We start from the raw sequence: 11,901 nt of genomic DNA, 5'->3' as shown, positions 1-11,901 counted from the left end.
CCTCGTAATTTTGTAGAACCTACCTTCAAAATCTTAGACAATTATGAAAAACTATTTGAGCCCCCAACTAGCCCCCTTTCAAAAAAATGCTAATCTAACATTAGCCTTAAAACTTTTTGGATTAAGAATTGCATCAATTGTCGCGCTCTTTTTTTGTAGTACTATTGTTAATGCTCAAAAAGCATCCACTTCTGTAAATATCATATTGGCCGATGTCCTATCCATAGATTCAGAAAGCACTGCCAATGGAGGAGCAATTGACTTTAGATATGAAACTGTTGCAGATTACAATTCGCAAAAAACAGCCACTGTTCCTAAAAGTTTAGTAATCACTTTCAGTAAAGCTTTTGATGTTAAAGTAAAAGCCAATGGAGCCTATTTTGAAAATGGTACAAATTTAATTCCTATTAATGTAATTACCATCCGAAGAAACGAATCTTCGACCTTATCAGGAACATCAACTCCTGTTATACTCTCTACACTCGATCAAGTTTTAGTTGGCGGTGCTGCTTTAGGAAGCAAATTACAATTGGATCTCGATTATATCATTCCGCAATCAAAATCATCTTCGACTGATATTTTAGGAAAACCAGCTGGAACTTACACGCAGACCGTAACCTATACTGCAAGCGCATTATAAAGTTTATTTTATAGAAAAAGATCCTGATAGTTTCTAACAAATTTCATTTATCATCCATTAATTATAACACACAATACCTATGTACAAGCACTTAAAATTTGCACTTACATTTTTATTTATACATGGCTTTGTATCATTCGGCTTTGCACAAGGCGTGTCCATGTCTCCGACACGTTTATTTTTTACAGGTAAACCTGGCGAAGTTGTAACGCAAACCGTAACACTGCATAATGGTTCTGAAAACGACTACATATTTAATATTAATCTTAAAGACTGGAATCGCGAAGAAGATGGAACCAAAGTTTATTTTGATGCAGGAGTTTTAAAGCAGTCTAATGCCGCTTGGGTTTCTACTCTAGAAACCAACATTAACTTATTAGCAAAGGCAACGCAAGAAGTACTTGTGACTATGAAAATTCCTGCCAATGCATCGGCTGTAGAATTAACCAATTCAATGTTATTTTTCACTCAAATTGGTAAGCAAAAAGATGAATTAAAATTAGATAAAGGAATTGGAATTATAGCTTTGTTTGAGTTCGGATTACACATCTACAATACGCCCCCAGCTAACAAGACAATCAGTTTAGATCTTATGAATATAGAGTCCGCAGCAAATTTAGCAGATAACTCAAAAATTGTACAGGTGCGCCTTTTTAATGACGGTAATGTAGTGAACGACGCAACTGTGGAATTGGAATTGACCAACACTGCTACTGGCGAAGAAACAAAATTAAATCCAATAAACATTTCGATGATGCCAACTACGTATCAAACGGTAAAACATCAAGTGCCCGACAACCTAAAAGGTAAATATTCGGGAGTTGTTATTGTTAAAATGGCTGGATCTAATGATATGAGGATTGGAGAAAAATCATTTGAATTTTAAAAATTGTATTTGAAATCTTTAAAACACATACTGTTTTTTCTACCACGAAAAAGAACAGTTTTCTTGTTGCTCCTTATTTTATCTGCGTCAACTATTCAAGCACAAACACCTAGTGAAGATGTTCAATTTTATTTTGAATTGGACACTATATCAGTTACGCAAGGCACAACTTTTACGAACTTTTTACACATAAAGAACAGAACAAACCGCAGCTTGATTATTCGTAGTTTAATCGAAAATGAGAAATATCCTGGAATATTATTAGCGCCTAAAAATCCATCATTCCTTGCTCCTAATAGTGAAGAAAAAGTTTTTGTAAAGTTTATCGCAAGCACTGACTTTATGAAGATGAATAATGACGCTATCTCCTTTAACTTATCGTACGCATTCGAAGATGGTACGACCCAGTTAAAAAAAGCTACATTTTACAGACAAAGAACTGAAGAAGAAGAAGTTTTTGTGTACCCGATGATTCAAGAAAATTATATTGATCCTGTACTGCCCGAATCTACTATTTCTATATTTGTAGAAAATACAGGATATGGTTCTCGTTCCATTCAATTGGAATTGGAGTCTAATTTTGCAGGTCTAAAATTACTGCCGAGACAAATTAGTGTGAATCTCGAAGGCAAAGAAAAAAAAGTCATTGAACTTAAGTTGTCTATGCGTCAACAAAATATTTATTTACCGAATTACAATATACAAGTCAAGGCAATTGATTTGCAAAAAAACAAAATAGCTAGCGTTACTAATATCAAGGTAATGATGCTGTCTAATAGCACGCAAGTGATGCGTAATGCAAACATTGCAACAGATAAAAACTACATGGAATTAGCCTACAATCAATTAAGTAATGGGTTTGATTATACGCAATTTAAAGCCAATTCTGAATTAAAATTAGGAGGAGGAATTCGCTCTGTCTTCAACACTGCAGTTGATTATTACAACAATGACGATACGTACAGTGTGTACAATACCTATCTTGATTTGGAACGCAAAGGCTCCTCTATACGATTGGGAAATATTTACGGAAGCGATTATGATTATTCCGTTTCTGGTCGTGGTGCAAAAGTTTTGGCCAAATTAGGCAGCAATAAAAGTATTGAAGCCTTGGCAATCGATACTAATTATAACATTTACAGCAACTATACATCAGAACTACAAAGCTCGACCACTATTGCAACAAAATATAGTTTTGGAGCGTACAATAAATTCAACGGAAAAGTTTCTTATCTCTACGATCACGATCCACGATTGGCGGTAGACTCGTACATTACTCACTTTAGCTCCGGCTTTACGTTGGCTGAAAATCATAATTTAAGAGTAGAAACTGGTTTAAGTCAAGAGCAAAGCACAATGGACAGTAAAAAGCAAGGCGGATTTATGTCTAGTATTAATTATGACTATAGAACCGAGAGTTGGGACTTAAGTTCACTAAACAATTTTGCATCTACGAACTATGTAGGTATGAACAGAGGTTCTTTAAATTTGTATCAAAACATTGGCTACCGCTTAACTGCTACGGAACGTTTATTTTTACAATATCAAAATTCGCAGTCCAAGCCAGAATATTTGTACAATCAGTACCTTCCAGAGAACACGGGGCAAAACATATTTAATTCTAATGTTTATTACAGTACACATTCCTTAAAATCAGGACTTCAAATTTCTAAAAATACGTGGAACTTTATTTTTTCACCAGAAGTAGAAAAACAAAAAAACAACAATAGCTTTAGCGCTGAAGGTTTGCTGGCTTATCGATTTCGAACTACTGTAAGCACTTCCTTTAAAGCGCATAAATTCAATATGTCTGCCGAATATTCGTACTCGGAAGCAACAGAAAGATGCTACACTTTTTCAAGCTTTAAAACAATGCTTAATTATAACTACAAAAACTTTTCGTTAAACGGAATGATTCAGTACAACCCCAACACTATTTATGATCTGAATTATTTTTCTGAATCAAGCAAAAATTTTATTAATTATAATTTATATACTTCTTATAATTTTAAAGCGCTACAAAACAAAATAAGTGGCTATTTTTCAGCAGCGATCAATTATTCAGAACTGTACAATAATATCAATCAAAATGTCAACGCTAATTTAGAATACAAGATTACTCCAAGTTGGGCAGGAACCGCTTATGCCAACTATTCTAATTACGAGTCTTTGTTAGCCAATAGTTTTAGAGGCGACAATTATCAAGTTAAAATCGGAATCAAAAAGTATTTTTCGAATGGCGATATTGGAGCTTATCATAATGTTTCCCTACAATTTTTTCATGATCAAAACTTAAATGGTATCTTAGATAAAGACGAATTTGCCATGGCAAACGAAATTATTAAACTAGATAGCTATGTGGCCAAAACAGATAAAAGTGGTAAAGTAATTTTTAAAAATGTGCCCCAAGGAAGTTATAAATTAAGAGTCAATGAAAGTAGTGGCGGCCGTTTAATGATTGATCCGACGATTTTGGTACGCAAAAGTGTAAACTTAAAAATAGGATTAGGTAAAAGTAATAAGGTAAAAGGTAAACTAGCTGAGGTTAAGCAAACCTACGACGATTTAGAATCTGATGTTAGAGGTATTATCATTTATGCGGAAGACGAGCAAGGCATAAAAACATATACCGCTGTAGATCAAAATGACGAATTTGAATTTTTTCTTAAAAATGGAACATATCGAATTTTTATCGAAAATAATAAATACGAGTACGTAAAATCGTCAGAAACCATACAGTTAAACAACGCTGATTATCCTGAAATTTTACTTTTTAAATTTATAAAAAAAGACAGGCAAATTAAAGTCAAAAAATTTTAAATCTAATGTTATGAAAATATTATATACAGTTTTTTTAGCAGTATTTTTTCTTTTATACAGTACACATATTGTGCATGCCCAAGATGTTCACATCACGCTGCCAACTTCTTCTATCTTTAACAGATCAGAGTTTACGACTGTTCAAACCGTCATGAATACTCAAGGAAATTCTTCATGGCGCTCTACTGGTGTAGATCCTTACGTTAGGTCTAGTTCAGGTGAATTTTTCATTCATACGTCCGCACCAACCACTACTTTGCCTACATCAGTTCTACAATGGCAATTAGCCTCTATAGGTGGACAACAAGCTCCTTTTCGTTCTGGTGATGTGTTGCCTGGATATAAGTGGTTTACGAGTTCTTATCAAACTTGGTATCAGCCTACGGCCAGCTCGCGTTATAACGCTGGAAATGTTGCTTTTCGCTTTCGCATTCCTTCAAGTCAGATCGAGGCCAACGCATTCTACGCAGGTGATTACAAAATACAGATCGCCCAAGATTATGGCCGCAGTGGTTGGTATGCGATAGAATTTAGTCCTGAAAGCTTCAGCACTTTTATTACTATTCCAGAGGACATTAGATGGCTTTTAGGAAGCACTTCCAACTATGTCACTATTAATTCTTTAAATGAATTTCGTACTGGCGCACAATTTGCAATCAATTTGGGTACTATGGAGATTGGACATACTATTGATTTTGACTTGTTCGCAAAAAGTGAGAAAAAAGTAGTTCAGTTTAAAGCACTAAATGGAAAAAATAGAAAGTTTGATGTTTCCGTGGTGCAGCTTGGTAGCAACCAACCTAAAATACTTACCATGGCACTAGAGAAAAATGAGAAAAATTACTCTGCTGCTGGCGGCTTTAAAGTAGAGCGTGGAAACAGAGCAAATTTTGAGCTTCAGCTTCTGGTTAACAATGAAGATTTTAAAAATTACTTTTTTGAAGCTGGAACGTATACTTTTCAAGTTAATTTAAATGCAAAAGCTAGCAACGGCTCTAGTAATTCAGCAAAAGAAGTGGATGTTACGGTAGTGGTTCCATTTTTATCGGAAATTACTATTCCTGGAGGCAACACTGAAGTGAATTTCTTATTTAACACCGTTCAGCAATACAATGAAGGTCAAACTAAAGTTATTCCGAATCAGATTCGTGTTTCAAACAATGAAAATTATGAGTTATATGTAAAATCTGATGCGAACTATTTTTATTCAAACGGAATTCAAACCAATATAAATAGTGATGTACTTGAAATTGGCATCGAAGGAAATTCTAAAAGAATACCTCTGTCTAAAAGTTCACAGATACTAATGAGCAATGGTTCTCCAGAAATTGATAAAAATTTAAATCTAAACTATACTATTTCAGCCATTTCGGCGCAATCACTAATACCTAAAGAAAAAAAATCGTACAGTATTAATGTGATTTATAGCTTCACGGCTTTATAGCGACAAACTTTTAAATGATGAAAAAAATTCAAAAAACGTACAGTGCCAACATAAAGGATACAACATATAAATTAGGAATACTTCAAAATAAATATGGAGAAGCTTTTGATTTTTTAATATACTCAATCATTAGCATAACTGATTTTGCATTGTGTACCATTACGTTATTTAATGAAACTAAAACATACATTATTGCTAGCAATGACGACAGCTTAAAGAAAATATGGCCTTTATCAGCCTCTTATTTATCTAAAGCACAGTCGCTTTTTGAACAACAAAAACAACTGTGCCCTGCTCATAAAGCAAATCATTTAGAAGTAAAATTTAGCACAGCCTTTGCTATTACCGATTCCAATAATATAGTTCTCGGAAGTATAAATGTCTTTGATACTAAAGAACGTGTTCTCACTGCAGAAGACAACCTTTATCTCAATAAGGCGGTCGATCAAGTCAATCGCTGGATCAAAATAAAAGAAAAAGAACAGCGCTTAACCAATCAGGACTATTTGTTTGAATTCTCTGATGATCTATTGGGCGTTTTTTCATTGGAAGGAAAATTTATAAAAATCAATCCCGCTTTTACCAAAACATTAGGATGGTCAGCCAAAGAACTTACCGAGTCTGACTTTATTGATTTCGTACATCCAGATGATCGATCGGAAACATTGGAAACGCTAGCTGCCATCATTAAAGGGGAGTTTAGTCACAATTTTACTAATAGATATTTTACCAAAACAAACGAAATTAAATGGATCGAATGGACCAGCTCGCCCGATCTCGATTCTAACCAAGTCTACACTATTGGTCGTGATGTTTCTGAATATGTAGAAAAGGAAAAATTATTGATGCAGAGCGAATTAAAATTTAGAAATGTGTTTGAAAACATCAGTGGAATTCTTAGCGTCTTAGACTTGCATGGTAATTTTATAGATGTAAATAAAGCAGGATTAATTGCCTCGGGATTTTCTAAAGAAGAAATGCAAAACTCTTCTCTTTTTGATCTGATAGAACCCGAACGACATAGTCGAATTACACTATTTTTAAAAGAAATAAAAAAGCACGGAAAAGCTTCTGGCGAAATGTCAATACTTAAAAAAGATGGTGAGCAGGCGATCTGGTACTTTATGAGTGTTTTAGAGGAAGATTCCGATGGAAATAAACAAATTTTTTCGAATGTGATTGATATTACAGAACGAAAAAGAATGAATGATGAACTTAAAAAAGCAAAGGAAGATGCTGAAGAAGCGTATTTAGCTAAATCAGAATTTGTAGCCAATATGAGTCACGAAATTCGAACACCACTCAACGGAATAATTGGCTTTACTGAGCTAGCTTTAGGAACCAACTTAGATGAAACTCAAAAACAATATTTAGAAATTATCAATCAATCGGGTATTTCACTCTACAGTATTATTAATGACATCTTAGATTTTTCGAAAATGGAAAAAAATAAAATGAAATTGGATATCGATAAAGTGGATATTGAAGAAGTGATTTCCGAAGCTTTTAATATTGTGTCTTACAGCGTAAATAAAAAAGGCCTAGAAATGCTTATCGATATCGAGCATAATGCGCCAAGATTTATCTGGGCTGATGGAATGCGACTCAAACAAATATTTGTAAACTTACTCGGTAACGCACTAAAGTTTACAGAAAAAGGCGAAATAAAAGTATACGTAAAAGTGCTAGAAGATTACGGAGAAGGCAAAATGCGAATGCGTTTTGGAGTTCGGGATACGGGAATCGGCATACATATTGATAAACAGAAAGAAATTTTTAATGCCTTTTGTCAGGAAGATGCAAGTATTACCAAACGCTTTGGTGGTACGGGTTTAGGTTTGACCATTTCAAACAAATTATTAGAACTCGCCGATAGTACATTGCAACTGGAAAGTGAACAAGGCAAAGGCAGTCATTTCTTTTTTGACATTAATTTTAATACCGAAAAAGAAGAGTTTGAAATGGCTCTTGAAGGAATTAAAACGGTCTTAATTGTCGATGATAACGACAATAATAGAATGATTTTACGACGAATGTTAGAGATTAAAGGCATAGTTGTAACCGAAGTGGATAGTGGCTTAAAAGCACTACTAACTATGATGGAGCACAAGCAATTTGATGTCATCATCATGGACTATCACATGCCAGTAATGGATGGTATTGAGACCATCAGAAAAATAAAAGAGTTAAACAAAAACTCGCCTTTTATTGTATTATACAGTTCGTCGGATGATGAAACGTTGCAAGAAGCATGCGTTGAGTTAGAAGTTGACAATCGCTTAGTAAAACCTATTAGAATGAACTTGATGTACAAGGTTTTATCTAAACTTAAAAATGACAAGAAAGTACAGTCTGTGGCAATTGAACACAAAGAAAATGACTCTGAAGATAGTACACATAGCGTAAAAATTTTAGTTGCCGAAGACAATTCGATCAATATGTATTTGACAAAAACCTATCTGCAGGAAATTGTACCTAATGCCAAAATCATAGAAGCTTGTAACGGGCATGAGGCGGTGGCACAGTATAAAAAAGAAAGTCCAGACCTTATTTTTATGGACATTCGAATGCCAGAATTAAACGGAATTGAAGCAACAAAAATAATTAGAAGTTTAGAACGTGACATCGAAATTCCGATTATTGCATTAACGGCAGGAAGTTTGCCAGGTGAAAAGGAAAGATGTGTACAAGAAGGCATGAACGATTTTCTGGCTAAACCATTGTTGAAGCTCACTTTAGCCAATATGGTTAAAAAATGGATTGGAAAAGAATGAGAAAAGGTTAAATTTGCACGCTTACTTTTAAATTAAGAATTGAAGTAAAACACACCCAGATCATGACTAAACTAGAAAAATTAGAACTAGAAATCGAAATACTTAAAACTGAAAATAACCTACTAACAGGCTGGATATCTTTAATTTCGCACGACAGCAAACAAATATTCGGTAACATTAAGTGGCTAATCGAAGCATACGAGGACGACACAATAAGTAAAGATGATTTTTTTAAGATGCTGCCACAGATTAAAAAAGATGCCACAAAAAATTTCTCAGTAGCACAGAGTACTGGAGAATGGTTGAAAACTCAATTTGGAAATTTCAGTCCTAATGCTGATGTTTTAAACGGTTTCAATTTTTACGATGAAATTAAAGAAGAAAATGAAAATAAATTTTTAAGTAAAGAATTATCGTTTGATTTTGAAGGCGATTATGAAATGAATATAATTACAGATAAAGTGTTACTTCTTTTTATAGTAAACAAATTGGTAGACAATGCTATAAAATATTCGCACAAAAAAAATAAAATACTTTTTACTGCAGAAGAAGACCATACCAATTACATTTTATCAATAACCGACTACGGCATCGGAATGACAGAAAGTAATGTAGATTCTGTTTTCTCATTCGAAAGCCCTGTTTATGAAGGTACAACGGGAGAAATTGGTGCGGGATTAAGCTTGAAAATCGTTCAGAGTTTTGTATTTTTGTTAGGTGGACATATTGTAATCAAATCCGTAAAGAATCAAGGAACAACAATTTCCATTTGCCTCCCCAAATCTATAAATAAAAAAAAACATGCTAAATAATGATCGTATTCTAGTAGCAGATGATCATGAAATTGTGAGAATGGGCATGCTTCGGATAATAAAGCAACTGAAACCGCAAGCGCATTTGGCTGAAGTAAATGATTATATATCATTATACAGTGCAATTTCTAAAGACAACTACGATTTAGTCATATTGGATGTTAATATGCCCAATGGCTCTTTTCAGGATGCTGTCGTTTTCATTAAGCTGAAACAACCTAGTATTAAAATTCTTGTATTCTCGTCACAGGATGAGCAAATATATGCCGTTCGTTATTTAAAACTTGGAGCAGATGGATATTTAAACAAAGAGTCTTCATCGGCTAAAATTGATCAAGCTCTAAGTGCGATGCTCAGCACGGGTCGCTACTTATCTGACGAAGTACGAGATGCAATGATTTCAGCTTCTTTAAACGGACCTGCAAAAAGTACTCCTATCGCAGCGTTGTCGAATCGAGAATTACAAATTGCAAACAAATTGGTCGAAGGCATTCCGCTTAAAGAACTTTCGAACACTTTAAATCTGCATGCATCGACTATTAGCACCTATAAAAACAGATTGTTTGAAAAGTTAAACATAAAGTCGATACCAGAACTGGTCGAAATTTTAAAACTTTACAAAGAGTAGTGATTTTTATTCTTTTTTTAAATGTAACAATAACTGTAAATACATAAATATAAAGCCTCATAATCAAAAGATTATGAGGCTTTATAAAATAATTACTTCTGAAATTCAGTAAATACGTTGTGTATTTTTATACCATATGTATTACAGATTTTCAGGAATCATTTCTACTTCCTCCGCGGCGTACAAATAACGCTCTTTGCTGTCATCTAGTTCATCCATCCATTCGGTGTGGTGTTGCGCGGCCATTGTTCCGGTGACTACACTTTGATAGGTCTTATCTCTATACGTTAAAATATCATCCTCTTTGTCTTGCAACCATTCCTTGAACATTTCTCCTACTTTATCAACATTAAAAGGTGGATAATCTGATAGTGAAAGCAGCTCTTTAATGTAATCGGACTGAAAATCGACATTTTCTAAACTATTTTGCAACTGATTGTTTCTATCCAACCACTTGTCAATATCAACTCTTCTCTCCCCTTCTATTGGAAGCGTCAATCTATTCATCATAAAATCTCTAGCAACCCAAGCTTGCGCGTCAAACATATTAAAAGTATAATATTGATCTTGCATTCCCAAATATATCAATTGAGGCAATGCATTAAAAAATATTCCTTTGTATAAATGATCTGGAAATAAGTTGTTTTTAGTTTTTAAGCGAAGTTCATCTGGTAAAAAAGGAAACTTATGTTGGTACCCCGTACACATAATTACAGCATCAAAATTTTCGGTTGTACCATCTTTAAAGAAAGCAGTTTCGCCGTCAAAATGCGTGACCATAGGAAGTTCTTTAATTCCTTCAGGCCATTCGATCCCAATCGGATTACTTCGGTAACTCAAGGTAACCGAATTTGCTCCGTGCTTGTAACATTGAACCCCAATATCTTCAGCCGAATAACTGCTACCAATCAATAAAATATTTCGGTCTTTAAACTGATCTGCACCTCTAAAATCATGTGCGTGCATTACTGTTCCTGGAAAATTTTCAATTCCTTTAAAGTACGGCATGTTTGGAGTAGAAAAATGTCCAGAAGCCACTACTAAAAAGTCTAATTCTTCGGTATAGGTCTTGTCGATTTTTAAATCATCGAGCACTACTGAGAATTTTTTAGTTTCTTCACTAAAACTAACCCAACGCACGGTGGTGTCAAAGCGTATGTAATCTCTAGCATTACTTTTTTTAATACGTCCTTGTATATAATCAAATAAAACAGGTCTTGGCGGATAGGACGAAATTGGCTTTTTAAAATGCTCATCAAACGAATAGTCCGAAAACTCTAAACATTCTTTAGGACCATTCGACCAAAGGTATTTGTACATGCTTCCGTGAAGTGGTTCGCCATATTTACCGACACCCGTTCTCCACGAATAATTCCACATTCCTCCCCAATTGTCTTGTTTCTCAAAACAAATAATCTCTGGCATCGCATATCCTTGTTCTTTTAACGCTTCGAACGCTCGAATTTGCGCTAAACCACTCGGTCCCGCACCGATTATACCGATACGTTTGTCTTTCATAGAATTTTTGTTCATAGATTTTTTTTTAGATTACAGAATTATATGACTTTTGAAAAAAAAGTCAGCATTCAAAAAATTAGTAGTCGCTTTTGAAAAATTGTTGCAAGATGCAACTGAAAGAGTGTATTACTCTAAAGTGAAATGAATGGATAGAATATCAATTACTAAAAATTTTCACTATTGTATTTTATAAATAAGCATTATTGCTAAAATACGACATGTATTGCGTATTTCCAAATTATTAACGCTATACGTACTGAGATATGCGGCTAAAATCATTATTACAGCTTATTTTACTGCAGAAATCGCATAAAAGACGAGCATAGTACAAATTGCTATAAAAACAAATTGTGCTCAATGATCCATTATTATTAATGGT

The 11,901-nt window shown here is 34.1% G+C and carries 8 protein-coding genes; 7 read left to right on the top strand and 1 reads right to left on the bottom strand.

The genetic code is table 11. The annotated features are described in order from the left end of the window. Positions 1-43 precede the first annotated feature (43 nt). From ACRASX_RS12080 to ACRASX_RS12050, 7 genes are all read left to right on the top strand, one after another. Positions 44-640 (top strand): peptidoglycan-binding protein LysM, encoded by a 597-nt coding sequence (locus tag ACRASX_RS12080; protein WP_432221400.1) that lies wholly within the window; start codon positions 44-46, stop codon positions 638-640. Between the two features lie 79 nt (positions 641-719). Then, positions 720-1,526 carry a hypothetical protein gene (locus tag ACRASX_RS12075; protein ID WP_432221399.1) on the top strand — a complete coding sequence of 269 codons (807 nt, stop codon included), beginning with the start codon at positions 720-722 and terminating at the stop codon, positions 1,524-1,526. Between the two features lie 9 nt (positions 1,527-1,535). After that, positions 1,536-4,346: a hypothetical protein gene (locus ACRASX_RS12070; protein ID WP_432221398.1), complete on the top strand. Its 2,811-nt coding sequence runs from the start codon at positions 1,536-1,538 to the stop codon at positions 4,344-4,346. Between the two features lie 10 nt (positions 4,347-4,356). Then, positions 4,357-5,790, top strand: a complete 1,434-nt coding sequence (locus ACRASX_RS12065; protein ID WP_432221397.1) for a hypothetical protein — start codon at positions 4,357-4,359, stop codon at positions 5,788-5,790. A 14-nt stretch (positions 5,791-5,804) separates the two neighbouring features. Beyond that, on the top strand, positions 5,805-8,564 hold the full coding sequence (locus tag ACRASX_RS12060) for a response regulator (protein ID WP_432221396.1): 2,760 nt from the start codon (positions 5,805-5,807) through the stop codon (positions 8,562-8,564). Between the two features lie 62 nt (positions 8,565-8,626). Beyond that, a complete protein-coding gene (locus ACRASX_RS12055) occupies positions 8,627-9,376 on the top strand; it encodes a sensor histidine kinase (protein ID WP_432221395.1) in 750 nt (249 codons plus the stop codon). Continuing rightward, positions 9,366-10,004 carry a response regulator gene (locus ACRASX_RS12050; RefSeq protein ID WP_432221394.1) on the top strand — a complete coding sequence of 213 codons (639 nt, stop codon included), beginning with the start codon at positions 9,366-9,368 and terminating at the stop codon, positions 10,002-10,004. Before ACRASX_RS12055 ends, ACRASX_RS12050 begins: the two co-directional genes overlap by 11 nt. Before the next feature lie 141 nt (positions 10,005-10,145). On the opposite strand, the gene ACRASX_RS12045 is transcribed toward ACRASX_RS12050, so the two are convergent. Then, positions 10,146-11,522: a flavin-containing monooxygenase gene (locus ACRASX_RS12045; protein WP_432223090.1), complete on the bottom strand. Its 1,377-nt coding sequence runs from the start codon at positions 11,520-11,522 to the stop codon at positions 10,146-10,148. Positions 11,523-11,901: the final 379 nt, after the last annotated feature.

The sequence above is a fragment of the Flavobacterium sp. TMP13 genome (assembly GCF_050847115.1).
In the GTDB taxonomy this organism is placed as follows: domain Bacteria; phylum Bacteroidota; class Bacteroidia; order Flavobacteriales; family Flavobacteriaceae; genus Flavobacterium.
Note: the sequence above shows the minus strand (reverse complement) of the source record. Positions and strands in the feature narration are given on the sequence as shown.

Bases quoted from the DNA above. Each gene is read 5' to 3' on its own strand.
- ACRASX_RS12065 (WP_432221397.1), top strand. From the start codon at position 4,357: ATGAAAATATTATATACAGTTTTTTTAGCAGTATTTTTTCTTTTATAC.
- ACRASX_RS12045 (WP_432223090.1), bottom strand. From the start codon at position 11,522: ATGAAAGACAAACGTATCGGTATAATCGGTGCGGGACCGAGTGGTTTA.
- ACRASX_RS12075 (WP_432221399.1), top strand. From the start codon at position 720: ATGTACAAGCACTTAAAATTTGCACTTACATTTTTATTTATACATGGC.
- ACRASX_RS12050 (WP_432221394.1), top strand. From the start codon at position 9,366: ATGCTAAATAATGATCGTATTCTAGTAGCAGATGATCATGAAATTGTG.
- ACRASX_RS12060 (WP_432221396.1), top strand. From the start codon at position 5,805: ATGATGAAAAAAATTCAAAAAACGTACAGTGCCAACATAAAGGATACA.
- ACRASX_RS12055 (WP_432221395.1), top strand. From the start codon at position 8,627: ATGACTAAACTAGAAAAATTAGAACTAGAAATCGAAATACTTAAAACT.
- ACRASX_RS12080 (WP_432221400.1), top strand. From the start codon at position 44: ATGAAAAACTATTTGAGCCCCCAACTAGCCCCCTTTCAAAAAAATGCT.